General features: G+C 67.4%; 22 protein-coding genes. 7 read left to right on the plus strand and 15 right to left on the minus strand.

All coding sequences use genetic code 11. From position 1 onward, the window contains the following. Window position 1: 1 nt before the first annotated feature. The 3 genes from BMX57_RS10155 to hppD all read right to left on the minus strand — a co-directional run bounded on the left by BMX57_RS10155 (window position 2) and on the right by hppD (window position 3,908). Window positions 2–736, minus strand: a complete 735-nt coding sequence (locus BMX57_RS10155) for a YbaY family lipoprotein (protein WP_092366064.1) — start codon at window positions 734–736, stop codon at window positions 2–4. A gap of 116 nt (window positions 737–852) precedes the next feature. After that, on the minus strand, window positions 853–2,631 hold the full coding sequence (locus BMX57_RS10160) for an SLC13 family permease (RefSeq protein WP_092366067.1): 1,779 nt from the start codon (window positions 2,629–2,631) through the stop codon (window positions 853–855). A 176-nt stretch (window positions 2,632–2,807) separates the two neighbouring features. Next, window positions 2,808–3,908, minus strand: a complete 1,101-nt coding sequence (gene hppD / locus BMX57_RS10165; RefSeq protein ID WP_092366070.1) for a 4-hydroxyphenylpyruvate dioxygenase — start codon at window positions 3,906–3,908, stop codon at window positions 2,808–2,810. A 148-nt stretch (window positions 3,909–4,056) separates the two neighbouring features. Between hppD and BMX57_RS10170 the strand changes: the two genes are divergently transcribed. Together BMX57_RS10170 and BMX57_RS10175 are read left to right on the plus strand one after the other, a co-directional pair. Beyond that, window positions 4,057–4,512: an Lrp/AsnC family transcriptional regulator gene (locus tag BMX57_RS10170; RefSeq protein ID WP_092366073.1), complete on the plus strand. Its 456-nt coding sequence runs from the start codon at window positions 4,057–4,059 to the stop codon at window positions 4,510–4,512. A gap of 18 nt (window positions 4,513–4,530) precedes the next feature. Beyond that, the gene (locus BMX57_RS10175) at window positions 4,531–6,429 is read left to right on the plus strand and encodes a monovalent cation:proton antiporter-2 (CPA2) family protein (protein WP_092366076.1); all 1,899 of its coding nucleotides are present in this window, start codon (window positions 4,531–4,533) and stop codon (window positions 6,427–6,429) included. A gap of 5 nt (window positions 6,430–6,434) precedes the next feature. On the opposite strand, the gene cobT is transcribed toward BMX57_RS10175, so the two are convergent. Beyond that, window positions 6,435–7,448: a nicotinate-nucleotide--dimethylbenzimidazole phosphoribosyltransferase gene (cobT, locus tag BMX57_RS10180; protein ID WP_092366079.1), complete on the minus strand. Its 1,014-nt coding sequence runs from the start codon at window positions 7,446–7,448 to the stop codon at window positions 6,435–6,437. Between the two features lie 80 nt (window positions 7,449–7,528). Here cobT and cobS point away from each other — a divergent pair, with 80 nt between their 5' ends. Beyond that, window positions 7,529–8,293 carry an adenosylcobinamide-GDP ribazoletransferase gene (gene cobS / locus BMX57_RS10185; RefSeq protein WP_092366082.1) on the plus strand — a complete coding sequence of 255 codons (765 nt, stop codon included), beginning with the start codon at window positions 7,529–7,531 and terminating at the stop codon, window positions 8,291–8,293. Between the two features lie 71 nt (window positions 8,294–8,364). Here cobS and BMX57_RS10190 read toward each other — a convergent pair whose 3' ends face one another. From BMX57_RS10190 to BMX57_RS10210, 5 genes are all read right to left on the minus strand, one after another. After that, window positions 8,365–8,877 carry a CarD family transcriptional regulator gene (locus BMX57_RS10190; RefSeq protein WP_092366085.1) on the minus strand — a complete coding sequence of 171 codons (513 nt, stop codon included), beginning with the start codon at window positions 8,875–8,877 and terminating at the stop codon, window positions 8,365–8,367. Window positions 8,878–9,168: 291 nt separating this feature from the next. After that, window positions 9,169–9,507, minus strand: coding sequence for a ferredoxin FdxA (gene fdxA, locus BMX57_RS10195; RefSeq protein ID WP_092366088.1), 339 nt, complete (start codon window positions 9,505–9,507; stop codon window positions 9,169–9,171). Window positions 9,508–9,573: 66 nt separating this feature from the next. Continuing rightward, entirely contained in the window at window positions 9,574–9,957 is a 384-nt protein-coding gene (locus BMX57_RS10200) for an RNA-binding S4 domain-containing protein (RefSeq protein WP_092366091.1), read from the minus strand. A gap of 4 nt (window positions 9,958–9,961) precedes the next feature. Next, entirely contained in the window at window positions 9,962–12,892 is a 2,931-nt protein-coding gene (locus BMX57_RS10205; protein WP_092366094.1) for a helicase-related protein, read from the minus strand. A gap of 29 nt (window positions 12,893–12,921) precedes the next feature. After that, window positions 12,922–13,491 carry a tetratricopeptide repeat protein gene (locus tag BMX57_RS10210; RefSeq protein ID WP_177175432.1) on the minus strand — a complete coding sequence of 190 codons (570 nt, stop codon included), beginning with the start codon at window positions 13,489–13,491 and terminating at the stop codon, window positions 12,922–12,924. Between the two features lie 74 nt (window positions 13,492–13,565). Here BMX57_RS10210 and BMX57_RS10215 point away from each other — a divergent pair, with 74 nt between their 5' ends. From BMX57_RS10215 to BMX57_RS10230, 4 genes are read left to right on the plus strand one after another with little or no spacing between them, the layout of a single operon-like run. After that, window positions 13,566–13,856: an SCP2 sterol-binding domain-containing protein gene (locus BMX57_RS10215; protein ID WP_092366100.1), complete on the plus strand. Its 291-nt coding sequence runs from the start codon at window positions 13,566–13,568 to the stop codon at window positions 13,854–13,856. Beyond that, a complete protein-coding gene (locus BMX57_RS10220; RefSeq protein WP_092366103.1) occupies window positions 13,856–14,836 on the plus strand; it encodes an alpha/beta hydrolase in 981 nt (326 codons plus the stop codon). The genes BMX57_RS10215 and BMX57_RS10220 overlap by 1 nt, the downstream gene beginning before the upstream one ends. A gap of 45 nt (window positions 14,837–14,881) precedes the next feature. Then, window positions 14,882–15,880: a ligase-associated DNA damage response exonuclease gene (locus BMX57_RS10225; protein ID WP_092366106.1), complete on the plus strand. Its 999-nt coding sequence runs from the start codon at window positions 14,882–14,884 to the stop codon at window positions 15,878–15,880. After that, window positions 15,877–17,469 (plus strand): ATP-dependent DNA ligase, encoded by a 1,593-nt coding sequence (locus BMX57_RS10230; protein WP_092366109.1) that lies wholly within the window; start codon window positions 15,877–15,879, stop codon window positions 17,467–17,469. Before BMX57_RS10225 ends, BMX57_RS10230 begins: the two co-directional genes overlap by 4 nt. Before the next feature lie 7 nt (window positions 17,470–17,476). On the opposite strand, the gene smpB is transcribed toward BMX57_RS10230, so the two are convergent. From smpB to ftsZ, 6 genes are all read right to left on the minus strand, one after another. Continuing rightward, entirely contained in the window at window positions 17,477–17,953 is a 477-nt protein-coding gene (smpB, locus tag BMX57_RS10235) for an SsrA-binding protein SmpB (RefSeq protein WP_092366112.1), read from the minus strand. A gap of 54 nt (window positions 17,954–18,007) precedes the next feature. Next, window positions 18,008–19,690 carry a chloride channel protein gene (locus tag BMX57_RS10240; protein ID WP_092366115.1) on the minus strand — a complete coding sequence of 561 codons (1,683 nt, stop codon included), beginning with the start codon at window positions 19,688–19,690 and terminating at the stop codon, window positions 18,008–18,010. Window positions 19,691–19,776: 86 nt separating this feature from the next. Beyond that, window positions 19,777–21,426, minus strand: coding sequence for a DNA repair protein RecN (gene recN / locus BMX57_RS10245; protein WP_092366118.1), 1,650 nt, complete (start codon window positions 21,424–21,426; stop codon window positions 19,777–19,779). A 21-nt stretch (window positions 21,427–21,447) separates the two neighbouring features. Next, the gene (locus BMX57_RS10250) at window positions 21,448–22,290 is read right to left on the minus strand and encodes an outer membrane protein assembly factor BamD (protein WP_092366121.1); all 843 of its coding nucleotides are present in this window, start codon (window positions 22,288–22,290) and stop codon (window positions 21,448–21,450) included. A 133-nt stretch (window positions 22,291–22,423) separates the two neighbouring features. Next, window positions 22,424–23,344, minus strand: a complete 921-nt coding sequence (gene lpxC / locus BMX57_RS10255; RefSeq protein ID WP_092366124.1) for a UDP-3-O-acyl-N-acetylglucosamine deacetylase — start codon at window positions 23,342–23,344, stop codon at window positions 22,424–22,426. A gap of 211 nt (window positions 23,345–23,555) precedes the next feature. After that, window positions 23,556–25,184: a cell division protein FtsZ gene (ftsZ, locus tag BMX57_RS10260; protein ID WP_092366127.1), complete on the minus strand. Its 1,629-nt coding sequence runs from the start codon at window positions 25,182–25,184 to the stop codon at window positions 23,556–23,558. Window positions 25,185–25,365 lie beyond the last annotated feature (181 nt).

Here is a 25,365-nt window from a genome sequence, read left to right on the forward strand (position 1 = left end):
CTCAGGGCAACCGCGCAAGCCGCAGAATCGTGACACCCGCCGCGTTGGTCAGCGCCAGGTTGTCACCGGACAGGACGTAGCCGCGCACCTGCGACAGGGCGGCCACGAAATCGGCCTCGAGCTTGTCGGTCGGCGGCGGGCAGGCCATCATCGTTCCGGCCATGTTCTCGGGGAAGCGCAGTGTTCCGTCGCCGATCTCGGCCCGGCCGGTGAACCGGTTGCAGCCGCCCCGCGCGCCAAAGGCGCCGTCGTCCTCGAACCGGATCTCGGGCGGCTGGTCCACGGTCAGCACACGGCCCGAGATCTCGCCCACGCGCCAGCCGGTGCCGCCCAGCCCGACGGGTTCGGGACGCGCGGCGCTGACCAGCACCATGTCGGCGCTGTTGCCAGCATCGCGGGTCAGGACCGGATAGGCCCGGTCGGTGACGAAGAGCAGCTTGCCGTCCAGCGTGATGCTTGCCCTGAGGCCGTAGCTGTTCTTGGGTTCGATCAGCGCGTCATCATAATCGAGCTGGAACGCGGCCGGCACGCCGGTCAGCGCATATCGGCGAAGCGACAGTGTCTCGGCCGGGGCATCCGCGCGGGAGATGTCCTCCAGCCGCACCTCGAGAACCGCCTTGGGTGGCAGCGCGATGCGTTCGCGGTAACTTGCGGTGCCCTCGATCGTTCCGGCCATGGCGATGGTTCCCATCATGCCTGCAATCGCGGCCAGGGCCGCCGATATCCGCGCTTTCATCACATCCCGATCCTCTGTCTGTTGCCTCCGCCAAGATCGTTCCGGCCCGGTGACTTTACAACGGGTCGGGACGTTGCGTCACCTTGGCGGACCCTTTCGTGCCGACGGTGGCCCGCTCAGAGCGGCCAGATCAGCGGGATCAGGGCCGAGGCCAGCAGCCCCACGGTCAGGTTCAGCGGGATGCCCACGCGCAGGAAGTCGGTGAATCGATACCCGCCGGGGCCATAGACCATCATGTTGGTCTGATATCCGATCGGTGTCGCAAACGAGGCCGAGGCTGCCACCATCACTGCCACCACCAGCGGGCGCGCGTCGATGCCCATCGCGTCGGCCAGCCCGATGGCGATGGGCGTCACGACGACCGCAACCGCGTTGTTGCTGACCAGTTCGGTCAATACCGAGGTCAGCAGGTAGACGGCCCAGACCACGGCGAAGGGCGGAACCATCGTCAGCAGCGGCGCGATGCGTTCCACGATCAGCCGCACCGCGCCCGAGCTTTCCAGGGCCGCGCCGATGGCCAGCATCGAGAAGATCAGCGCCAGCAGCCGCCCGTCGATGAACGAGAATGCCTCGTCCGCGTCGATGCAGCGGGTCACCAGCACCACCGCCACCGCCAGCACCGAGAGCATCAGGATCGGCGCCAGGCCCAGCGCCGCGAAGGCCACGATTCCCACCAGCGCGGCGACCGCGATGGGCGCGTGGCTGCGGCGATAGGCGCGGTCGGAGGGTTGCGAGACATCCACCAGGTCCATGTCCTGCGCCAGCCGCTGGATGTCCTCGGGCGCGCCCTCCAGCAGCAGCGTGTCGCCCACGCGCACCACCAACTCGTCCAGCTGCCGGCCGATGTTCTGGTTGCGCCGGTGCACCGCCAGAACGTAGACGCCATAGCGCCGGCGCAGGCGCAGCATGCCCAGAGTGCGACCGACCATGCGGCAGCCCGGCGTGATCAGCACCTCGACCGTGTGGGTCTCGACCGCCGAGACCTGGTCGACGCGGCGCAGTTCCTTGTTGTTCTGCAGGCTGAGCAGTTCCGTCATCTGCGTACGCAGCACGACCCGGTCGCCCACCTGCAGCTCGACCCCCTTGAGGTTGCGCCGCAGCGAGGCATCGCCCCGCACCACGTCCACCAGCCGCACGCCGGGCCGCTTGAACAGCTGCACGCCCGTCACCTCGCGTCCGATCAGGTTGCTGTCGGGCGGGATCACCGCCTCGGTGAAGAACTTCATCTTGGACCTGTCGCTGAGCATCGAGGCCATGCTGTCCCGGTCGGGCAGCAGCCGCGGCGCGATGAAGCGCAGGTAGAGCAGGCCGTAGGCGACAATCGCCAGGCCCAGCGGCGTGACCTCGAAAATGCTGAAGGCCGGCATCCCGTGCGTTCGCGCCACGCCATCGACCAGAAGGTTGGTCGAGGTGCCGATCAGCGTCAGTGTGCCGCCCATGATCGCCGCATAGCTGAGCGGGATCAGCAGGCGCGACGGAGCGACCTCGAGCGTGCGTGCGATCTGCACGAAGACCGGGATCATGACCACAACAACGGGCGTGTTCGACACGAAGGCCGAGGCGATCACGACAAAGGCCATCAGCATCACGATGGCCGTGCGCGGATTGCGCCCCGCCTTGCGTTGCGCGACCGAGGTGAAGGCATCGAGCGCGCCGGTCCGCACCAGCGCCCCCATGATGATGAACATGGCGGCGATGGTCCATGGCGCGGGGTTGGACAACACCTTCAGCCCGGCCTCGTAGGGCAGGATGCCGCTGATCAGCATGAGCGAGACACCGGCGATCGCCACGACCTCGGTGGGGAACGTCTCGCGCAGGAACATGGCGAACATGCCGGCCACGATCACAAGCGAAAGCACCGCGCCGGCGGTGTCGGTAAGCTGGAACAACTGCATCAGGGTTCTGGTGCCCGGGTCCTGGTGGCGGAGTGCGTGGCGGCCATCTTGTTGCATCGAAGGCCCCGGGGCAAGCGCGACATGGGCGCGCCCCGGCAAGACAACAGCCCGGAGACCGAGGGGCCTCCGGGCTGCGTCCGTTCCGGGCCGCGGTACGGCCCGGCCTCCCTGGTCCGTTACTCGGCGGCCTCGATCTCGCCCGCCTCGATCTGCTCGCGCTCGATCGATTCGAAGAGCGCCTTGAAATTGCCCTCGCCGAACCCGTCGTCGCCCTTGCGCTGGATGAACTCGAAGAAGATCGGGCCGATCACGGTCTTCGAGAAGATCTGCAACAGGATCCGCGTCTCGCCGCCATCCACGACGCCTTCGCCGTCGATCAGGATGCCATGCTTCTTCATCCGGTCCACCGGCTCGTCGTGGCCTTGCACCCGGTCAAAGGACATCTCGTAATAGGCGTCGTTCGGCCCGGGCATGAATTTCAGGCCCTTGTCGGCGATCGTGTCCACCGAATCGTAGATGTCGTCGGTGCCCACGGCGATGTGCTGGATGCCCTCGCCATTGTATTTCTTCAGGTAGGACACGATCTGCCCGGTCTCGCCGCGGTCCTCGTTGATCGGGATGCGGATGCGTCCGCAGGGCGAGGTCAGCGCGCGGCTGAAAAGCCCGGTGTACTTGCCTTCGATGTCGAAGAACCGGATCTCGCGGAAGTTGAACAGGTCGCGGTAGAAGGCGAACCACTTGTCCATGTTGCCGGTAAAGACGTTGTGGGTCAGGTGATCGAGATAGTAGAAGCCCACGCCGCGCGGCTTGGACTGCTCCAGCCATTCGAACTCGGCGTTGTAGGGCGAGGTCTCGTAATACTGGTCGATGAAATAGATCAGCGAACCGCCGATGCCCTTGATCGCCGGCACGTCCATCGTCTTGTCGTCGCCCTCATAGGGCTCGGCGCCGTTCTTCACGGCGTGATCGAAGGCATGTTGCGCGTCCACCACGCGCCACCCCATCGCCGGCGCGCAGGGGCCATGCTCGGCCACGAATTTCTCGGCAAAGCTGCCCTTTTCGGCGTTCAGCACATAGGTGATGTCGCCCTGCTGCCACAGCTCGATCCCCGGCTTGCTCTTGTGGCGGGCCACCAGCGCATAGCCCATGCGCGAGAACAGGTCGCGCAGCTCCTGCGGGTCGGGATGGGCGAATTCGACGAATTCGAAACCGTCCGTTCCGGCCGGATTCTCGTCGCTGATGACCGATTTCGGCGCATTGTGCGGGAAAGGTCCCATGGGCGCGTCTCCTGTATCTGAGTGTGTGTGTTCGCTGAGTGCAAAATAGGGCATCACTCATACATCTTCTGCGCGTTCTTTTGCCTATTCGGGTGGCTATGCGCGGGATTTGCGCGTAGAATCTGATCAAGACGAAGGAAACACGCATATGCTGGATGCAATGGACACGCGGTTGCTGGCCGCACTGCAAAAAGACGCCCACCTGACCGCGCATCAGCTGGGCGAGTTGCTTAACCTCTCGGCCAGCCAGGCCGGGCGCCGGCGGCAGCGGCTGGAGGCCGAGGGCATCATCACCGGGTATTCCGCCCGGCTGGACGCGGCGCGGCTGGGGCTGCAGGTGCAGGGATTCGTACAGGTCCAGCTGGGCACGCACGGGCCAGAGCAATCGGCTGCCTTCGCCCGGCTGATCCACACCCGCGCCGAAATCACCAGCGCCTGGACGATGACCGGAGAGGCGGATTATCTGCTAAGGGTGTATTGCGAGGACTTGCCCGCATTGAACCGGTTGCTCCACGAGGTCATCCTGCCGCATCCTGCGGTGGCGCGGGTGCACAGCCAGATCGTCATGGACCAGCTCAAGCGCGACGCGCCCCTGCCCACCTGAGCGCCCGAAAGGACCGGAATGGAAAATTTCCTCTATCAGGCCACGATCTACCTGGCCGCGGCGGTGATCGCGGTGCCGATCTCGGCGCGGCTGGGGCTGGGGTCGGTTCTGGGCTACCTGGCGGCGGGCATCATCATCGGCCCGGTGCTGGGTCTTGTCGGCGCCGAAACCGAGGATCTGCAGCACGTGGCCGAGTTTGGCGTGGTGATGATGCTGTTCCTGATCGGCCTGGAACTGGAACCGCGGGCGCTGTGGAACATGCGCGACCGGCTGATCGGGCTGGGCGGGCTGCAGATCTCGATCTCGACGCTCCTGCTGATGGCGACGGCGATGGCCGCGGGCCAGACCTGGACGGTGGCGCTGGCCATCGGCCTGACCCTGTCGCTCAGCTCGACCGCCATTGTCCTGCAGACGCTGAGCGAAAAGGGGCTGATGCAGACCAATGGCGGGCGGGCCACGTTCTCGGTGCTGCTGACCCAGGATATCGCGGTGATCCCGATTCTGGCGTTCCTGCCATTGCTGGCCGCCGGACCGGTGGCGCAGTTCCTGGGCGATGGATCGATCCGCCGGCCGATCGAGTCGGCGGCCGGACAGGCCGCCGAGGCGGGCGACCATCCCGTCTCGGCATCGCTGGTGCAGGGCCTGCCGGGCTGGGGCGTCACCCTGGTCACGATCGCGGCAGTGGGCTTCATCATCCTGGCGGGCGTCTACCTGACCCGCCCGGTGTTCCGCTTCATTCACGCCACAAGGCTGCGCGAGATGTATACCGCGCTGGCGCTGGTGATCGTCGTGGGCATCTCGCTTCTGATGACGCTGGTGGGCCTGTCGCCGGCACTGGGGGCCTTCCTGGCCGGTGTGGTTCTGGCCAACTCGGAATTCCGGCACGAGCTGGAAAGCGACCTCGAGCCGTTCAAGGGCCTGTTCCTCGGCCTCTTCTTCATCACCGTGGGCGCTGGCATCAACTTCAAGCTGTTCTTCCGTGACCCGCTGGACCTGATCGGGCTGGCGCTGCTTGTGATCCTCGCAAAGGGGATCGTGCTCTACCTGGTCGGCCGCGCCTTCGGCCTGCGCCGGCGCGACAACTGGCTGTTCACGCTGGGCCTGGCCCAGGCCGGGGAATTCGGCTTTGTCCTGCTGGCCTTTTCGACCAAGCAGAACGTGATCCCGACGGACGTGTCGCAGAAACTGCTGATGATCATCGCGCTGACCATGCTGATCACGCCGCTGCTGTTCATCCTCTACGACGTGCTCGAGCGCAACATGCGCGACCGCAAGACCGAGATGAAGCCCGACAAGATCGACGACCAGGCGCCGATCATCATCGCCGGGATCGGCCGCTTCGGGCAGATCGTCAACCGTCTGGTGCGGGCCAGCGGCTTCAAGACCATCGTGCTGGATCACAACATGGAAACCATTCAGCTGATGCGGCGGTTCGGCTACCAGGGGTTCCTGGGCGACCCGACGCGGCCGGAACTGCTGCGCGCGGCCGGGCTGGACAAGGCGCGGATCCTGGTGGCGGCGATGGACCAGCCGGCGCAGGTGACCAAGCTGGTGGCCTATGCCCGGCGCCAGCGGCCCGACCTGCACATCGTCGCCCGCGCCTTCGACCGCAACCATGTCTATGAGCTGTACCAGGCCGGCGCCGACGACATCGTGCGCGAGCTGTTCGACAGCTCGCTCAGGGCCGGGCGCTATGTACTTGAGAATGCAGGGCTATCGGAATACGAGGCCGCCGGGGCAGAACGCACCTTCTACACCCATGACCGGCAATCGCTGCGCGAATTGGCGCAGCTGTGGCAACCCGGCGTACCGCCCAGCGAGAACCCCGAATACATCGCCCGGTCGCGCGAACTGGCCAAGGATCTCGAGACCGCGCTGATGCAGCTGGCCGAGGAGCACGACAAGAAGTCCGCCTGAGCGGGTCAGGAGTCGGACACCCCGGCCTCGGCAAAGGTCGCCATGCCGGAATGACAGGCGAGGGCGGCCTTGAGGATCTGGATCGCCAGCGCCGCGCCCGAACCCTCGCCCAGCCGCAGGCCCAGCGACAGAAGTGGCGGCTTGCCCAGATGCCCCAGCAGCACGCCATGCGCGGCCTCGTCGCTCTGGTGTCCGGCGACAGCGTGGTCCAGCGCACCGGGTGCGACGCGCGTCAGACAAGCGGCGGCGGCGCAACAGATGAACCCGTCCAGGATCACCGGGATGCGCAGGACGCGCGCCGCCGCGATGGCGCCGGCCATGGCGGCGATCTCGCGGCCGCCCAGGCAGCGCAGCAGGTCCAGACCGTCGCCGCCCTGCCCGTGCCGGGCCACGCCCTCGGCCACCACGCGGGTCTTGTTGGCAAGGCCCGCATCGTCGACGCCCGTGCCGCGCCCGGTCCAGTCGGCCGGTTCGCCCCCGTAAAGCGCACAGGACAATGCCGCGGCAGGGGTGGTGTTGCCGATGCCCATCTCGCCCACCACCAGCAGGTCGGCGCCGGGATCGACCGCCTGCCATCCCGTCCGCAGCGCCTCGAGCAGTTCGGCCTTGTCCATGGCCGGGCCTTGGGTGAAATCCGCCGTCGGCCGTTCCAGATCCAGCGCATGCACATCCATCCGCGCCCCGGCCGCGTGCGCGAGCTGGTTGATCGCGGCGCCGCCGGACTGAAAGTTCTGCACCATCTGCGCGGTCACCTCGGGCGGAAAGGCCGAGACGCCCTGGGCCGCGACCCCGTGGTTGCCGGCAAAGACGATGACCTGCGGGGCCTTGATGTCCGGCCGCGCATCGCCGCGCCAGCCGGCATACCAGATCGCAAGATCCTCGAGCCTGCCCAGCGCGCCCGGCGGCTTGGTCAGCTGGCCGTTGCGATCGGCCGCCGCGTCCCTGGCAACGGCATCGGAGGCCGGGGCGGCGGAAAGGGCCGCGCGGAACCGGTCGAGATCGGTCAGGTCGGGGAGCATGAATAGCCTCGTTGCATCAGCGGTTTGTAAGGTGTTTAACCATTGCGCCCGGGCTCACAAGCCCCGCAAGAGGCGCTGACATGAAGAAAAACGACAAGAGCCCGGTCTCGGCCTGGGACGTTCCGCTGGCGCTGGTGCTGCTGACCCGGCTGCCCCTGCCGCATCTGCCGGAGGCGGTGTTCTCGCGTCAGGCGCGCGCGGTCTGGGCTTATCCGTTGGCCGGGGCAGTGGTGGGCGGGCTGGCCGTTCTTTTCGGCTGGGCCGGGCTGGCACTGGGCCTGTCCGCCGGACCTGCGGCCGGAATCGTCCTGGCCGCCGGGATCCTGCTGACCGGCGCGATGCACGAGGACGGGCTGGCCGACAGCGCGGACGGGCTGTGGGGCGGCAACGATCCCGGGCGGCGGCTGGAGATCATGCGCGACAGCCGCATCGGCACCTACGGTGTATTGGCTCTGGTGCTCTCGGCCTTGCTGCGCTGGACCGCGCTGACTGCGCTTCTGGCCAGTGCCGGCCTCTGGGCCCTGCCGGCGGCCGCTCTGTGGTCGCGGGCGCTGATGCCGGTGCTGATGGGCGCGTTGCCCAATGCGCGCGGCGCGGGGCTCAGCCAGTCGGTCGGGCGGCCGGGCCTGGCGCCCGTTGCCGGCGGCCTGCTGCTGGGCGTGGTGCTGGGTTTCCTGCTCGGGGGCGCGGGGTTCGCCGCGCCGGCCCTGCTGGCGGCCCTTGCAGCGCTTTGCGTCGCGGCGCTGGCGCGGGCGCGGATCGGCGGGCAGACCGGCGATATCCTGGGCGCGGCGCAGCAGGTCGCCGAGACGGCGTTCCTGCTGACTGCCAGTGCCATGCTGTAGGCACCTACCAACGCAACAAAAAAGGCCGCCCGAAACCGGGCGACCCAATCAATCCTTGGTGCAGTGCCGGATCAGGCGGCAACGCGCGAGGTCAGCACCTCGTCCACCTGCTTGGCGGCGGCCAGTTCGTCATTGCCGGACACGGCGGCCACTTCGCGGGTCAGCCGCTCCAGCGCGGCCTCGTAGAGCTGGCGCTCGGAATAGCTCTGCTCGCGCTGGTCGTCGGTGCGATGCAGGTCGCGGACCACCTCGGCGATCGAGATCAGGTCGCCCGAGTTGATCTTCTGCTCGTATTCCTGGGCCCGGCGCGACCACATGGCCCGCTTGACCTTGGCCTTGCCCTTGAGCGTCTTCATCGCCTGGCCGATCACGTCCGGCGAGCTGAGCGAGCGCAGGCCCGACTCGGTCGCCTTGTGGGTGGGCACCCGCAAGGTCATCTTGTCCTTCTCGAACGAGATCACGAACAGCTCAAGCTTGTGTCCCGCAACTTCCTGTTCCTCGATCGAGATGATCTGACCCACGCCATGGGCGGGATAGACCACGTAATCGTTGGGGCGGAACTCGAGCTTTTTCGACTTGGTCATACAGGTCTTTCCTTCACTGGACACCGCAAGTGGCGACAAACGACCCGTGCCGGCGTCATGTGACCCCGTCAGGTTGCTGTCTTGAGGCGAGTTTATGAGACCGACGCGTGAGATACGTCAGGATTTTTTCCGGTGTTTGTCATCATCTGTTTTTGATCATAACACAAAAACGGTCCGACCGGAAGCACGACGCATGACGGGGCCGGAAAACCCCTGCGATTCCAGCCGTTTCCGCGATTAAGTGGACCCGGCCCCGAGGGAAATAGGGCCGAATCGCTTACCCTGTTGCCGTCAACCGCCCTCCCCGGGCGCTTCCGAGAAATACTTGTCCAGCTTGCCTTCTTCGCCGTCACGCTCTTCGGCCTCGGGCAGCGGATCCTTCTTGGTCACGATGACCGGCCAGTCCTCGGAATACTTGCGGTTGAACTCGACCCATTTCTCCATGTCCGGCTCGGTGTCGGGCCGGATCGCGTCGGCGGGGCATTCGGGCTCGCACACGCCGCAGTCGATGCACTCGTCGGGGTGGATGACCAGCATGTTCTCGCCTTCGTAGAAGCAATCGACCGGACAGACCTCGACGCAATCGGTGTATTTGCAGGCGATGCAATTGTCGGTGACGATATAGGTCATGGCCGGATCCCGCTTGGCTGTTTGAGGGTCTAGCTAATCCAGCAGGCCCGCCACTTCAAGCCGGGATCAGGGCTTGGGCCGGCGGGAAAGGTCAAGCTTCCTGCGGTCGCGCTTGGTCGGGCGACCTTTTCCCTCAAAGCCGGGATTGGCGGCAGGTTCGTCCCGCGCAACCGGCCGTTCGGGGGTCAGATCGGCATAAAGCGTCTGCGCCTCGGGGGCCGGTCCGCGCCGTGTGCCCGGCGCCTCGACCCGGACCACCCGCACATCGCGGCCCTGGGCAAAGGTCAGAACGTCCCCCGGCCCGACCGGTTGCGCGGGCTTGGTCACCCGCGCACCGTTCAGCCGAACATGCCCGCCGCCCACCAGCTTGGCGGCAAGGCTGCGGGTCTTGAAGAACCGCGCATGCCACAGCCACTTGTCCAGCCGGATCCGGTCGGCGGGGTCCGCCATCGCCCTATTTGCCGTCCTTCAGCCCCATGAGAGCGGCGGCAAACGGGTTGTCGGGGTCGATCTGCTTCTCGCGCTTTGGCGGACGGGAGGAGAAGGTCTTGGCCCCCTGCTCGCGCGCCGGCCCCTTGCCCTTGGGTTTGCCCGGTCCCTTGCCGCGCGGTTTGCCGCTCGCGCCGTCCGGTTTCCGGTCGCGCCTCGGGCCGCGCTGTCCGCCCGGGCGTGCCCGGCCCCAGGTGAAGGTATAGAAGACCTCGACCTCGGGGGCCTCGGCGCCGGCATCGGCGGCAACCCCGACCGGGGTTTCGTCCGGCGCGGTTTCCGGCACCGGCTCGGCCTTGGGCGGATCGTTCGGTTCCTCGGCGATGGGGGCGATGCCGTCATCGGGGATCTGCTCGGTGTTGCCCGGCACGTCGGCGGGGGTCTCCTCGGCCGGCTGGTCCTCGACCGCGGCGGCGGGCGCAGCCTCGGCCTCGGCCGCGGCGTCCATGACCGGCGCATCGCTTTCGGCGGTCTCGCCTTCGGGCTTGGCCTCGGTGGCGATGGCGGCGTCGGCCGGCCGCACCTTCTCGCGCTCGCCCCGCTCGGCCTTGTAGCCCAGCCCCTGCATCAGGTCGGCGAACTGCTCCAGCGTCATCCCGGTGATCGACAGCATGTCGGGCTTGGCCTCGAAGCCGGCGCGGCTGTCCTCGGCGCGCAGCATGTCGGCCAGGCGCTCCAGCATGTCGATGCGGATCATCCGTTCGCCCGCCGCGCGATAGCCGCACATGGTGTCGTGGCCCTGCGGCGCATCCTTGCCCGTGGGCACCGTCACGAGACCCGGCGGCGGCGCTTCGGGAAACTCGCCCAGATCCTGCGACAGCGCCCAGAGCAGCAGGCGCAGCCGCGTCGGCGCGGGCTTGAGCAGGAGCGGCATGAAGATGGTGAACTGGCCAAAGCGGATGCCATGCTTGCGCAGCGCGCCGCGGGCGTCCTGGTCCAGATCCTTGACCTCCTGCGCGACCTGCGCGCGGGGCAGGATGCCCATCGCCTCGACCATGCGGAAGGCAAAGCCGCGGGCCAGGCCCGAAAGCGTCTCGTCCTTCTGCATGGCCAGCAGCGGCTCGAACAGCGCGGCGATCTTGCGGTCGATGAAATGCTGCAGCCGGCGCTGCACCTTCTGCGTCACCTCGGGTCCGGCGGCGTCGTCGACAAAGACCTCGACCTGCGGCTTGAGCGGCTCGGCCCCCGCCACAAGCTTGCCGACGGCCTGGTCGCCCCACATCAGCCCGCCCTGATCGGTATAGTCGATCTCGGTATCGGGCGCGTTGTAGAACCGGTCGGCGCGCAGGTGGAACTGCGGCGCCAGCGCCTGCACCGAGGCCGATTTCAGCGCCTTGGCCTCGGCCCCCTGCGCGGACTTGTCCGGGATGAACCGGAACCCTTCGAGCCGTCCGACGAATTCGCCCTCGACGGTCACGTCACCCTTGTCGTTCACTTCGGCCAAGAGGGCCTCCTTCTGCTTGAGCCGGCGCAACAGCACGGAGGTGCGCCGGTCCACAAATCTCTGGGTCAGACGCTCATGCAGCGCGTCGGACACCCTGTCTTCTACCGCGCGGGTTTCGCCGCGCCAATGGGATTCATCGCCCACCCAGCCGTTTCGCTGCGCGACATAGGTCCATGTGCGGATAAACGCCAATCGCCGCGACAACGTGTCGATGTCACCATCGGTCCGGTCGATGCGGCGGATCTGGCGGGCCATGAAGTCATCGGGGATCTCGCCTCGTTCATGCAGGTGCTGGAAAATAACGTCCAGAAGGCCGGAATGTTCCGCGTGGCTGATGCCGCGGAAATCCGGGATCCGGCAGACATCCCACAACAGGCGCACCGAGGGGCCGTCGCTGGCGCGGGCGCGGATCTCGGCCAGGTCCGCCAGCGACTTGAGCGCATTCAGATCGTCGGCCGGGCGGGCCTTCACAAGGGTCTCGCCCTCCGGCCCCTCCTCCAGCGCCGCGATCAGCGCATCGATCGAGCCGAAGCGCAGGTCCGGGTTGCGCCAGTTCAGCTTTCTGAGCGGGGTGAAGCGGCTGTCCATGATCGCCTGCGCGGTCCCCTCGTCCAGCGGCCGCGCGTCACCGGTGACACCGAAAGTGCCATCGGACATGCCGCGCCCCGCCCGGCCGGCGATCTGGGCCAACTCGTTGGGCGCAAGCGGTCGCATCCTGCGGCCGTCGAACTTGCTCAGCGCCGAGAAGGCCACGTGGTCGATGTCGAGATTCAGGCCCATGCCAATGGCATCGGTGGCCACCAGGTGGTCGACCTCTCCGTTTTGATAAAGCGCCACCTGCGCGTTGCGCGTGCGCGGACTGAGCGCGCCCATGACCACCGCCGCGCCACCCTTCTGGCGTCGGATCAGTTCGGCAATGGCATATACATTTTCAACCGAGAACCCGACGATCGCGCTCCGTGACGGCATTCGACTTATCTTTTTCGAGCCGGAATACAGAAGTTGGCTCATCCGGTCGCGTTGCACGAAGGACGCCTCGGGCACCAGCTGGGAAATCGGCCCGCGCATGGTCGAGGAGCCCAGAAACAGCGTCTCGTGCAGGCCACGGGCGCGCAGCAGGCGGTCGGTGAAGACATGCCCGCGCTCGGGATCGGCGCAGAGCTGGATCTCGTCCACCGCCAGGAAATCGGCCGCCATCCCATCTGGCATCGCCTCGACCGTGCAGACCCAGTATTGCGTGCGCGGCGGCACGATTCGCTCTTCGCCGGTGACCAGTGCCACCACGGACGGGCCGCGCACCGCGACGATCCGGTCATAGACCTCGCGCGCGAGCAGGCGCAGCGGCAGCCCGATGACCCCGGTGCGATGCCCCAGCATCCGTTCGATCGCGTAATGCGTCTTGCCCGTATTGGTCGGGCCCAGAACGGCCACGACCCTGTTCGACCCGCTCACATTTGCCCCCTGCCCGGTTTCCCCGGACCTCAGAGTGACTGACCCGCGACGCCGGATTCCAGCCGATTCATCGCCTTGGTTACTTCCTCGTGGTGGGGATGTATAGCCAGCGCCCGGGAATAGGCGCGATAGGCCTGCTCGGGCCGGTCCACCGACTCGAAGATCAGCCCCAGCCCGAAGATCGCATCGTAATTATGCGGGTTCAGGGCCAGCGCCCGTTCCAGGTCGGCAATCGCCGGGCCATAGAGTCCGGCGGCGAAGAACGCGGATGCCCGGGCGTGCCAGCCTTCGGAGAAGCCGGGCGCGTGATCGGTGAGCGCGGTCAGGTGTTCGATGGCCGCGCGGGTGTTGTCGTCCTCGAGCGCCTCGCGCCCGCGCTTGAGCAAGAGGTCGGCGGCAGCCGAGCCCGATTTCGACCACAGGGCCTGCAACTGGCGGTCGATCTGTTTCGCTTCGGCCGGGTCGGCCTGTGCCAGGCGCGCCAGCAGGTCCGATTCGTCGGTCAGATCCGCCTGTTGCGCGACCGCGGGCGCCGAAAACGCAAGCGCCAACGCGATTGCCGCGACGATACCTTTGAGATTGGGGATTGCAATGCGCATAACAATGTCCAGTTTAGCGTGGCGCGCGAGGTTGTCCAATCACGCCGCCGTTTCATCTGAGAGGACAGGACCACATGAGCGACATTCTGGAAAAGGCCGCGGCAGAGCTGAACGACAAGGTCTCGGCATCCGATTTCGATTCCACCGCGAAATTCGCGATCACCGATCACGGTTCGATCATTCTGGATTCCGATGGCGCCCGTGTCGGCGACGAGGATACCGACGTCACCCTGAGTGCCGACGCCGAGACCTTCGAGCAGATCCTGAACGGCGAGATGAACCCGACCAGCGCCTTCATGTCCGGCAAGCTGTCGGTGGATGGCGACATGGGCGTCGCTATGAAACTGGCGGCGGTCCTGGCCTGATGACGCTTGCCGCGGCGCCGTTCTTCGAGGATCTGCCCGGTGTTCCGGCCGGGGGCCGGGCGCATTGGCTGACCACCGAGGACGGCGTGCGCATCCGGCTGGGCCATTGGCGTCCCGCCGGGCCGGCCACGGGCACCGTGCTGATGTTCCCGGGCCGCACCGAATATGTCGAGAAATACGGCGACTGCGCGCGGGAATTCACCGCCCGCGGCTTTGCCTTCGCGGCGGTGGACTGGCGCGGCCAGGGCCTGGCCGACCGGTTGTTGCCGGACAAGCGCGTGGGCCATGTCGAGAAGTTCACCGACTATCAGCATGACGTGGCCGCCGTGACAGCCGCGGCGGTCGAGCTGGACCTGCCGCGCCCGTGGTTCGTGATCGGCCATTCCATGGGCGGCGCCATCGGTCTGCGGGCGATCCTGCAGGGGATGCCGGTGGCCGCCTGTGCCTTCACCGGGCCGATGTGGGGCATCTATTTCAACACCGTCATGAAACCGCTCAGCTGGGTCACGGCCTATTGGGGCTCGCGCATCGGGCTGGGCAACCGGATCCCGCCGACCACCTCGCTGCTGAGCTATGTCGCCTCGCAGCCCTTCGAGAACAACGTGCTGACCCGCGATCCCGAGATGTTCCAGATGATGAAGGACCAGCTGGCCGCGCAGCCCGACCTGGCGCTCGGGGCGCCGTCGACCACCTGGCTGCGCGAGGCGCTGGACGAATGCCGCTGGCTGATGGCGCAGACGGCGCCCGACCTGCCCTGCCTGACCGTGATGGGCAGCCACGAGCAGATCGTCGACCGCGAGGCGATCAGGGCGCGCATGGCGGCCTGGCCCGGCGGCGACCTTGTCGAGATCCCCGATGGCGAGCATGAGGTGCTGATGGAGCCGCCCGAGGTGCGCGGCCCGGTCTTCGACCTAATGGCCGCCCTGTTCGACGCGGGCAGCCGCCGGCACGAGAACAACGGCACGACGATCCAGGCCTGAGGCGCGGGCGCTGGCCTTGGCAGTCAAAGGCCCTAAACTCGGGCCATGACGCGCAATCCTGTTCTCACCTTCACCGCCCGGGGAATCTACTGCGCCGCCGGGGATTTCTACATCGACCCCTGGCGCCCGGTGGACCGTGCGCTGATCACCCACGGCCATGCCGATCACGCGCGGCCCGGGCATGCCCGCTATCTCGCCACCGCGCAGGCCGCGCCGATCCTGCGGCACCGGCTGGGCGAGATCGACCTGCAGACGGTGGAGTATGGCGCCATCACCACCCTCGGCGATGCGCGGGTGTCGTTCCATCCGGCAGGCCATGTGCCGGGATCGGCGCAGATCCGGGTCGAACAAGCCGGCGAGGTCTGGGTGGTGTCGGGCGACTACAAGACCGAACCGGATGGGTTGAGCGAGCCGTTCGAGCCGGTGCGCGCCGAAGTTTTCGTGACCGAGAGCACATTCGGCCTGCCGGTCTTCCGCTGGCCCGAGCAGGCCAATGTGGCCGACCAGTTGAACACCTGGTGGCGCGACAGCGTGGCGGCGGGCCGGACCCCGGTTCTGGGGGCCTACTCGCTGGGCAAGGCGCAGCGGCTTCTGACGCTGCTGGATGACGGGCCGATCCTGACCCACGGTGCCATCGAGGGCGCCACGCAGATCCTGCGCGACCAGGGCTACAGCCTGCCGCCGACCATTCCGGTCACGCCCGAGACCAACCCCAAGGAGCATCCGGGCGCGCTGGTGCTGGCGCCGCCCTCGGCCCTGGGCAGCGCCTGGGCGCGGCGGTTCGGGCGGGTCTCGGCCGGGTTCGCAAGCGGCTGGATGGCCCTGCGCGGCATCCGCCGGCGCCGGGCGATGGACCGGGGCTTTGTCGTGTCGGATCACGCCGACTGGGACGGGCTGAACCTGGCGATCCGCGAAACCGGCGCCGACAGGGTGTTCGTCACGCATGGCTATACCGAGGTCTTCGCCCGCTGGCTGGAGCATTGCGGGCTTGATGCGCAGGTGGTTCCGACCGAGTTCACCGGCGAGGAGGCCGAGGCGGAATGAGGCGCTTTGCAGAGCTTTTCACCGCCGTCGACGGCAGCACCAGGACCACAGACAAGCTGGCGGCGCTGGCCGGGTATTTCCGCGACGCGCCCGAGGCGGACCGGCTCTGGACCATCGCGCTGTTCTCGGGCCGCCGCCCCAGGCGCAGCGTGACCACGACGCGGCTGCGCGAATGGGCGGCCGAGCACGCCGGGATCCCTCTTTGGCTGTTCGAGGAGACCTATACAATCGTCGGTGACCTGGCCGAGACCATTGCCCTTGTCCTGCCGCCGGCGGAGAGGATGTCGGAGCAAAGCCTGAGCCACTGGATCGCGTTCCTGCGCGACCTGGCGGGCCGGGACGAAGAGGCGCGCAAGGCGGCGATCCTGTCGGCCTGGGAGGAATTGGCAGCGACCGAGCGGCTGCTGTTCAACAAGCTGATCACCGGCGGGTTCCGCATCGGTGTCAGCCGCAAGCTGATGACCCGTGCACTGGCCCAGGCCACCGGGCGGGACGAGGCCGAACTGGCGCATCGCCTGATGGGCGAATGGAGTCCCGACAGCACGACCTGGCACGAGCTGATCGAGGCCGAGGATCCCAGCGCCGACGCCTCGCGCCCCTACCCGTTCTACCTGGCCTATGCGCTGGAGGACGGGCCCGAGACGCTGGGCGATCCCGCCGACTGGGCCGCGGAATGGAAATGGGACGGCATCCGCGGCCAGCTGATCCTGCGGGATGGGCAGCATTTCGTATGGTCGCGCGGCGAAGAACTGATGACTGACCGCTTTCCAGAACTGGCGCGGGCGGCGGATTTCCTGCCGCCGGGCACGGTTCTGGATGGCGAGATCCTGGCCTGGGACGGCGCGGCGCCGATGCCGTTCAACGCCTTGCAGAAACGCATCGGCCGCAAGACCGTGCCCAAGAAGCTGCTCATCGAGGCGCCGGTCATCCTGCGCGCCTATGACCTGCTGGAATGGCAGGGCGAGGATATCCGCGCCCGCCCCTATGGCGAGCGGCGTGACCTGCTGGACCGGGCGGTGGCCGGGCTGCCGGCGGATGCGCCGTTGCAGGCATCCCCGCTGGTCGGCTTCGGCAGCTGGCAGGACCTGGCGCGGCACCGGGACAAGGCCCGCGCCGCCCGGGCCGAGGGGTTGATGCTCAAACGACGCGGCGCGCCCTATCTCGCCGGGCGCAAGAAGGGCGACTGGTGGAAATGGAAGCTGGATCCGCTCAGCATCGACGCGGTGATGATCTATGCCCAGTCCGGCCACGGGCGGCGGGCCAACCTGTTCACCGATTTCACCTTTGCGGTCTGGCATGGCAACGACCTGGTGCCGTTCACCAAGGCCTATTCCGGGCTGACCGATGCCGAGTTCCGCGAGATCACCGCATGGGTCCGCAAGAACACGCTGCAACGCTTCGGGCCGGTGCGCCAGGTGCGGCCCGAGCATGTCTTCGAGATCGCGTTCGAGGGCATCCACGAAAGTCCCCGCCACAAGTCCGGCGTCGCCCTGCGGTTTCCGCGCATGGCCCGGTGGCGGCGCGACAAGCCGCTGGCCGGGGCCAACACGCTGGACGACCTGCGCGAGATGCTGCGGATCTACGGCTAGGCCGGGATCAGCCGTGATCCTTGAGCAGCCGCTGCTTCTGGCGCGACCAGTCGCGCTTGGCCTGAGTCTCGCGCTTGTCGTGAAGCTTCTTGCCCTTGGCGATGCCGATCTTGAGCTTGGCGATGCCCCGGTGGTTGAAATAGAGCACCAGCGGCACCAGCGTCATGCCCTTGCGCTGCGTCGCGTTCCACAGCTGCGCCAGTTCCTTGCGCGACACCAGCAGCTTGCGCCGGCGGCGTTCGTCATGGCCGAAGGTCTTGGCCTGCTCGTAGGGCGCGACATAGCCGTTGACCAGCCACAGCTCGCCGTCATCGACGGCGGCATAGCTCTCGGCGATATTCGCACCGCCATTGCGCAGCGACTTGACCTCGGACCCCTCGAGCACGATTCCGCATTCCAGATCGCTCTCGATCGCGTAATCGAAGCGTGCCCGCCGGTTCTCGGCGATCACCTTGTAGTTGGGGTTTGTCTTCGGCTGGACCATGGGGCGCAGATGTAAGCCGCAGGCCGGCGCTGCACAAGGCCCGCCGGGCAGGCTTCAGGAATGCTCTTCTGCGGCCGTGGCCGCCAGGGCGCGGTTATAGGCCTTGAGCGCATCGACATGGTAGAGCGCGCCGACGAGATCAGTCTCGCCGTCCCGGCGCACGACGACCGGCAGGAACGCCAGGTCGGCCCGGTCGAAATAGGGCATCGCGGATTCCAGCGTGGCCCGCGCCTCGACGAACAGCCCGTCCTCGATCAGGGCTTCGCAGGTGTCGCGGTCGGGACCGCGCGCATCGCCAAGCGGGCGCATCACCGCACCGCTGCGCAGCATCGCCAGCAGATAGGCCTGCGGGCCGGCGGCCAGGTGCACGTTGCGCCGTTCCAGCTGGCTGAGGAAATACGAGCGGTCCACCAGGCGCGAGGCCAGCGCCGTCGACATGCTGACCGACACCATCACGGCAATGCCGATCTGCCAGTCCCCGGTCAGCTCGAACACGATCAGGGTGGTCGAGATCGGCGCGCCCAGCACCGCCGCCGCGACAGCGCCCATGCCGGCGAAGGCATAGAGCGTGTGGGTGCCCGAGACATCCGGCAGGAACCCGGTGGCGATGATGCCGAAGGCCAGCCCGGTCAGCGCGCCGATCATCAGCGAGGGCGAAAAAACGCCGCCGCCCATGCGCCCGCCCAGCGTGATCGCAAGCGCCGCCGTCTTGAGAACCGCGAAGACCACCGCCTCGTGCAGCAGCATGTCGCCGGCCAGCGCCCGAAGCGTCGTCTCGTAGCCCACGCCGATGATATGCGGAAACCAGATCGCCAGCGCGCCCAGCAGGATCCCCGCCAGGGCCGGGCGCAGCCATCTGGGCAGGCCGGTGCGGGCCTGCAAGTGATTGCCCAGATCCTCGGCCAGGAAGGACGAACGCATCAGCACGACCGAGACCAGCCCGCAGATCAGGCCCAGGATCAGGAAGGCGGGCAGCTCGACATAGAATTGCAGCGCGCCCGGGGTTTCGAGCACGAATTCGGTCACGTCGCCATATTCCAGCCGGTTGATCACCGTGCCGGCCACCGCCGCGATCACGATGGGGGCAAAGGCGTGCACGGCGAAATGGCGCAACACCACCTCGAGCGCGAAGAGCGCCCCGGCGATGGGTGCGTTGAAACTGGCCGAGACCGCTGCGGCCACCGCGCATCCCAGCAGGTCGCGCCCGGTGATCCCGTCGGCGTCGATCCGCGCGCAGACCCAGGTCGAGATCACGCCGGCGAAATGCACCACCGGTCCCTCGCGGCCCGACGAGCCGCCGGAACTGAGCGTGACGAGCGAGGCCAGCATCGAGCCGAGACCGGCCTTGACCTCGACCCGGCCATCCTTGATCGCGGCGCCTTCGATCACGTCGGCCACTGTGCGCGCGCGCCCGTCCTCGGTGGTCCAGTGCAAGATCAACCCCACCACCAGCCCGCCGATGACCGGGATCAGAAGGATCCAGTACCAGGGCAGCGACTCGGCATGGGTGTGCAGGAACTGCACATCCTCGGTCCGGTAGACCGTCGCCTGCAACCAGTTGATTCCCTTTCGGAAAAGCAGCGCGGCAAAACCGGCGGCGACACCGATGGCCAGGGCGATGAACCAGAACTGGACCTGGCTGGGGCCGCGTTGGCGCAGGATCTGCCAGCCGTCGCGCAGCGCACCCCGCATCTGGGCGAATTGCTGCACGAGAAGGGAGCGTGTGGATTGCGTCATGATGCCTGGCGGGTCGCGGTCCTTTCCTGTTTAGGCCAGAGGGACCGCGCGGCATAGGGGGCGTGGGCCGGCCGCCCGCGAAACTGTCATGCCCGCAACAGGGCGCGGGCCGCGGCGCGGGCCTCTTCGGTGATCGTGTCGCCGGCCACCATGCGGGCGATCTCGTCCACCCGCGCCTCGGCATCGAGCGGCAGGACGCTGGAAAGCGTGATGCCGTCCGCAATCTTCTTCTGCACCTGCCAGTGATGCGCCCCGCGGGCGGCCACCTGCGGCGAATGCGTCACCACCAGCACCTGCCCGTTCTGCGCCAGCTGCGCCAGCCGTCTGCCCACCGCATCCGCCGTGGCGCCGCCGACACCGCGGTCGATCTCGTCGAAGATCATCGTACGGCGGCTGTCGTCGCCGCTCAGACAGACCTTGAGCGCCAGCAGGAAGCGGCTGAGCTCGCCGCCCGACGCGATCTTGTTCAGCGGCCCGGCCGGTGCGCCCGGGTTCGTGGCGACCGAGAAGGCCACCCCGTCGCGCCCCTCGGGGCCGGGGTCTGCGGCGTCGATCACTGTGCGGAACTCGGCGCGCTCCATCTTGAGCGGGGCCAGCTCGGCCATCACCGCCCTGTCCAGACCCGCGGCGGCCGAGGCCCGGCGGGCCGACAGCGCGTCGGCGGCCTCGTCATAGGCCGCCTCGGCGGCGCGCAGGTCGGATTGCTGTGACGCCAGGTCGGCATCGCCTGCATCCAGCGCCGCCAGCTTGTCGCGCAGCGTGTCGGCAAAGGCGCTCAGATCGTCGGGCGCCACGTCATGCTTGCGGGCCAGCGCGCGGATCGCAAAGAGCCGCTCCTCGGCCTGTTCCAGTTCGGCGGGGTTGAAGTCCAGCGCATCGAGGCAGGCTGCGACACCGGATTCCGCCTCGCCCAGTTCGACCATCGCCCGGCCCAACGCGGCCAGGGGCGCATCCAGCCGCCCATCGGCCCGATCCGACACGCCTTCGAGCCAGCGCAGCGCGTCGCCCATGGCACCTTCGGCCCCTTCGACGCCCAGCAGGGAAAGCGCGCGAGCCACGTCGTCGCGGATGCGCTCGGCCCCCTGCATGGCGCGGCGGCGGGCGTCCAGATCGGCCTCCTCACCCGGCTGCGGATCCAGGTCATCCAACTCGCGCACCGCGTGGCGCAGGAACTCCTCTTCGGCGCGCACCGCGTCCAGCGCGGCTTGCGTCGCCTCGACCTGCCGCCGGGCGCGGCCCATTGCCGTCCAGGCCGCGCGGGTGGCGGTCAGCGCTTCCGCGTTGCCCGCGAAGTCATCCAGAAGCGCCCGGTGGCCGCGTGGGTTCAGAAGGCCGCGGTCATCATGCTGCCCGTGCAGTTCGACCAGGGTGTCCGACAGTGCGCGCAGCACCTCGCCGGAGCACCGCCGGTCATTGACCCAGGCGGTCTTGCGGCCATCCACGGTATTGACCCGGCGCAAGAGCAGCGTGTCCGCGACCGGCAGACCGGCCTCTTCCAGGACAGCGCGGGCGGCATGGCCGGGAGAAAGGTCGAACTCTGCCACCACCTCGCCCTGGTCCGCGCCTTGCCGCACCAGCTCGGCGCGGCCGCGCCATCCCAGCACGAAACCCAGCGCGTCCAGCAGGATCGACTTGCCCGCGCCGGTCTCGCCGGTGAGCACGTTCAGGCCGGGTTGGAAGGCAAGTTCCAGCCGGTCGATGATCAGCATGTCCCGGATATCAAGCCCGCGCAGCATCGGCCCCGCCTGTTCCCTGGGTCAGAGCCATTCGCCCTTGATCGACTGGCGGTAAATCTGGCTGAGCCAGTTGTTGCCGCTGTCCCTGAGCTTGAGTCCCTGTGCCGTGAGCAGTCGATAGCTGTCCTGATACCAATCCGTCGACTGGTAGTTGTGGCCAAGGATCGCCCCGGCGGTCTGCGCCTCGTTGACCAGGCCCAGCGACAGATAGGCCTCGACCAGCCGGTGCAACGCCTCGGCGGTGTGGGTGGTGGTCTGGAAATCCTCGACCACCACGCGGAACCGGTTGATCGCGGCGGTATAATGATCGCGGCGCAGATAATAGCGGCCGATCTCCATCTCCTTGCCCGCCAGGTGATTGAAGGCCAGGTCAAATTTCAGGATCGCCGCGGTGGCGTATTCGCTTTCGGGATAGACCTCGATCACCGTCCTGAGTGCCTGCAGCGCCTGGAAGGTCAGGCCCTGGTCGCGGCCCACCTCGTCGATCTGGTCGTAATAGCTGAGCGCCAGCAGGTACTGGGCATAGGCGGCGTCGTCATCGGCCGGGTAGAAGTCGATGAACCGCTGCGCGGCCGCTCGGCTTTCGGGATAGTCCTTGCCGCTGTGATAGGCGAAGGCCTGCATGATCAGCGCGCGCTTGGCCCAGGAGGAATAGGGATAGAGCCGCTCGATTTCCGAGAAATAAAAGGCCGCGTCCTCGGTGCGGTTCTCGGCCAGTTCGAACTCGCCGCGCTCGAAGATCTGCTCGGGCGTGAAGCCTTCCAGGTCCTGGGTGCGGTCGGCGCCCCGGTTGCCGCAGGCGGACAACGAGACTGCGAGAATCAACACGCCAAGCCCCCTGACCCATGCCCTGCTGCCGATCATATCCGCCTATCCTCGTCGCGTTTTCGTGGGGTGCATCCCCCATCTGCGCCTCGGTCTAGCACATTAATTTCCGCTGCAAAACGCCCTAAACGCGGGCGGCATGGAATGGCTGTTGAAGGGTGTCGTGCCGGCGTCAGGCGACGTGCGGGATCTCGTTCCAGACCAGTCCCTGACCCGGCAGGCGGGCCGCGATCTCGGGCGGGCACAGGATCGGGCGCACCGCGTCCGGCGTCTCGAACAACGTCCGGACAAGGGTGTTGGTCAGCGAATGGCCCGACCGGTCGCCGACATAGCGGCCCAGAAGCGGCCCACCGGCCAGGTAGAGGTCGCCCAGCGCGTCCAGCATCTTGTGGCGCACCGCCTCGTCCGAGTGGCGCAACCCGCCCGGCGTCAGAACGTTGTGGCCGTCGACCACCACGGCATTGTCCAGCGTGCCGCCCAGCGCCAGGCCGTTGTCACGCATCATCTCGACATCGGCGCGGCGGCAGAAGGTGCGGCTGTCGCACAGTTCGCGGGCGAAGGTGCCGTTGGCCATGTCCAGTCGCTTGGCCTGGCGGCCGATGGCGGCGTCCTCGAAGTCGATGGTGAACTCGATCTCCATGCGGTCCGACGGCAGCAGGGTCGCGCTGGCGCCCTCGCGCGCCACCGTCACCGGCTTGAGCACCTTGTAGGCCAGAACCGGGCTGGCCTGCTGGCGTACGCCGCGGGAAACGATGCCGCGCACGAAGGTCACGGACGAGCCGTCCATGATCGGAACTTCGGGCCCGTCGATCTCGATCAGCGCGTTATGCACACCGCAACCGGCCAGCGCCGCCATGACATGCTCGACCGTGGACACCGAGACCCCCGCGCCATTGACCAGGCGGGTGCAGAGCTGGGTGCGCTCGACCGCGTCATAGATGGCCGGAATCATCACGTCGCCCAGATGGATATCGGTACGCTTGAACCAGATGCCGTGGCCGGCTGCGGCCGGGCGCAGCACCATCCGAACCGGCTTGCCACTGTGCAAACCGGTGCCATCGAAGGTGATCGGGCTCTTGAGCGTATGCTGCACGATAGTCCTCAGGGCTTCCCTCCGGGCTTCCGCTCCCGGCTGGCATCTCAGGTAAGCGAGGGGTCCCGTGGGCTCAACTCAATCTTTGCGACCGTTTGAAACATTCATGAAAGCGATCGGCGGGAGAACGCTTACCAGCCATCAAAGCTTTGTATTATAAACAAAAAAGGCCGCCCGAAGGCGACCCTTTCCGATGGTTTTGTGACCGCTATCAGTTGGCCTGTCGCCGCAGGAAGGCCGGGATCTCGATCCGCTCCTGGTCGGGATCCGGCTCGGGCTGCGAGGGTGCCGTAGCGTCGCTGTGGCGCAGGACCGGCTGCTGGCGCACCGGCTGCTGGGTGCGTTCCGCCGGGGCGTCGGCCCCGTGGCCGGTCATCCTGTCGATCAGCCGGTTGAAGCCGAACCGCGCCTTTTCGGCGGGTTCCTGAGCCGGCGCTTGCGGCCGGCTCGCGGTCTCGCGGCTGGTCTGCGTGGGAACCTTGCTGACCGCGACCTGCAGGCGCTGCATCGCTTCGGGCGAGGGGGTACCCGGCGTCTGCGGCTTGGGTGCGACAAAGGTCTCGGCCTGTGGCTCGGCCTCTTCGCTGCGCGGCTCGAAGGCCGGCACCTCGGGCTGGTAGGCCGGCGGCGGCAGATCGTCCGCGGCCGCTTCGGGCTCGGCCTCCTGCACCCGCTCGGAGCGGCGCACGCTGTCGAACAGCCCCGGCTCCTCGGCGGTGGCGGTCGAGGCTGCCTTGGCGACCGGTGCCGGCGCGGGATCTTCCAGCGTCAGCGGCGCGGTGGCGGGCTCCTGGCGGGGCTCTTCGGCGTCCACCTTCTGCTTGAGCGGGGTCGACAGCGGACGGCGCGCAACCGGCGTCTCCGATGCGCCCTCGGTCGCGTCGATGCCGGTGGCCACCACCGACACGCGCATCAGGCCTTCCATGTCGGTGTCCAGCGTCGACCCGACGATGATGTTGGCGTCCGGGTCCACCTCTTCGCGGATCCGGTTGGCGGCCTCGTCCAGCTCGAACAGGGTCAGGTCGTGGCTGCCGGTGATGTTGATCAGAACGCCCTTGGCTCCGCGCAGGCTGATCTCGTCCAGCAGCGGGTTCGCTATGGCCTTCTCGGCCGCCTGAACAGCGCGATCCTCGCCCTCGGCCTCGCCGGTGCCCATCATCGCCTTGCCCATCTCGTCCATCACCGCGCGCACGTCGGCGAAGTCGAGGTTGATCAGGCCAGGCCGCACCATCAGGTCGGTCACGCCCTTGACGCCCTGGTAGAGCACGTCGTCGGCCATCGAGAACGCCTCGGTAAAGGTCGTCTTCTCGTTGGCCAGGCGGAACAGGTTCTGGTTGGGAATGATGATCAGCGTGTCGACCACCTTCTGCAGGCTCTCGACCCCGTCCTCGGCCTGGCGCATCCGCTTGGCGCCCTCGAACTGGAACGGCTTGGTCACGACGCCGACGGTCAGCACGCCCAGCTCGCGGGCGGCCTGCGCGATGATCGGCGCGGCCCCGGTGCCGGTGCCACCGCCCATGCCGGCGGTGATGAAGCACATATGCGCGCCGGCAAGGTGATCGACGATCTGCTCGATGCTTTCCTCGGCGGCGGCGGCGCCCACCGTGGCACGGGCTCCGGCGCCCAGGCCTTCGGTCACTTTAACGCCCAGTTGGATGCGGGCCTCGGAATGGCTTTGCTGAAGCGCCTGCGCGTCGGTGTTGGCCACCACGAAATCCACACCGTCGAGACGTTTTTCAATCATGTTGTTGACGGCATTGCCGCCTGCCCCGCCGACACCGAAAACGGTAATCCGTGGCTTCAAATCGTCCTGACCGGGCATCGAAAGGTTCAATGTCATGCTCTTTCCGCCTGTTGTATACCCGCCACTTTCGGCGGCTTTCCTACCTATCCAAGGGTAATCCTACCGACCCGAAGCCGCGCCGTCACGCCAAAAACGCAAAATCGCCACAAAATATGGGCATTCAACAAGGTTGTCTTAGCGGTATTTTGCCGACTCGCACAGATTTAGCGTATGTGTG

It is taken from the genome of Cribrihabitans marinus (assembly GCF_900109035.1).
GTDB classification, from domain to species: Bacteria; Pseudomonadota; Alphaproteobacteria; order Rhodobacterales; family Rhodobacteraceae; genus Cribrihabitans; species Cribrihabitans marinus.

Coding starts and splice junctions, on each gene's coding strand:
- BMX57_RS10170 (WP_092366073.1), top strand. CDS start 4,057: ATGCTGGATGCAATGGACACGCGGTTGCTGGCCGCACTGCAAAAAGAC.
- BMX57_RS10225 (WP_092366106.1), top strand. CDS start 14,882: ATGACGCGCAATCCTGTTCTCACCTTCACCGCCCGGGGAATCTACTGC.
- BMX57_RS10250 (WP_092366121.1), bottom strand. CDS start 22,290: ATGATCGGCAGCAGGGCATGGGTCAGGGGGCTTGGCGTGTTGATTCTC.
- BMX57_RS10160 (WP_092366067.1), bottom strand. CDS start 2,631: ATGCAGTTGTTCCAGCTTACCGACACCGCCGGCGCGGTGCTTTCGCTT.
- BMX57_RS10200 (WP_092366091.1), bottom strand. CDS start 9,957: ATGGCGGACCCCGCCGACCGGATCCGGCTGGACAAGTGGCTGTGGCAT.
- fdxA (WP_092366088.1), bottom strand. CDS start 9,507: ATGACCTATATCGTCACCGACAATTGCATCGCCTGCAAATACACCGAT.
- BMX57_RS10240 (WP_092366115.1), bottom strand. CDS start 19,690: ATGACGCAATCCACACGCTCCCTTCTCGTGCAGCAATTCGCCCAGATG.
- ftsZ (WP_092366127.1), bottom strand. CDS start 25,184: ATGACATTGAACCTTTCGATGCCCGGTCAGGACGATTTGAAGCCACGG.
- cobT (WP_092366079.1), bottom strand. CDS start 7,448: ATGCTCCCCGACCTGACCGATCTCGACCGGTTCCGCGCGGCCCTTTCC.
- hppD (WP_092366070.1), bottom strand. CDS start 3,908: ATGGGACCTTTCCCGCACAATGCGCCGAAATCGGTCATCAGCGACGAG.
- BMX57_RS10220 (WP_092366103.1), top strand. CDS start 13,856: ATGACGCTTGCCGCGGCGCCGTTCTTCGAGGATCTGCCCGGTGTTCCG.
- BMX57_RS10175 (WP_092366076.1), top strand. CDS start 4,531: ATGGAAAATTTCCTCTATCAGGCCACGATCTACCTGGCCGCGGCGGTG.
- BMX57_RS10190 (WP_092366085.1), bottom strand. CDS start 8,877: ATGACCAAGTCGAAAAAGCTCGAGTTCCGCCCCAACGATTACGTGGTC.
- recN (WP_092366118.1), bottom strand. CDS start 21,426: ATGCTGCGCGGGCTTGATATCCGGGACATGCTGATCATCGACCGGCTG.
- BMX57_RS10210 (WP_177175432.1), bottom strand. CDS start 13,491: ATGCGCATTGCAATCCCCAATCTCAAAGGTATCGTCGCGGCAATCGCG.
- BMX57_RS10215 (WP_092366100.1), top strand. CDS start 13,566: ATGAGCGACATTCTGGAAAAGGCCGCGGCAGAGCTGAACGACAAGGTC.
- cobS (WP_092366082.1), top strand. CDS start 7,529: ATGAAGAAAAACGACAAGAGCCCGGTCTCGGCCTGGGACGTTCCGCTG.
- BMX57_RS10230 (WP_092366109.1), top strand. CDS start 15,877: ATGAGGCGCTTTGCAGAGCTTTTCACCGCCGTCGACGGCAGCACCAGG.
- smpB (WP_092366112.1), bottom strand. CDS start 17,953: ATGGTCCAGCCGAAGACAAACCCCAACTACAAGGTGATCGCCGAGAAC.
- BMX57_RS10155 (WP_092366064.1), bottom strand. CDS start 736: ATGAAAGCGCGGATATCGGCGGCCCTGGCCGCGATTGCAGGCATGATG.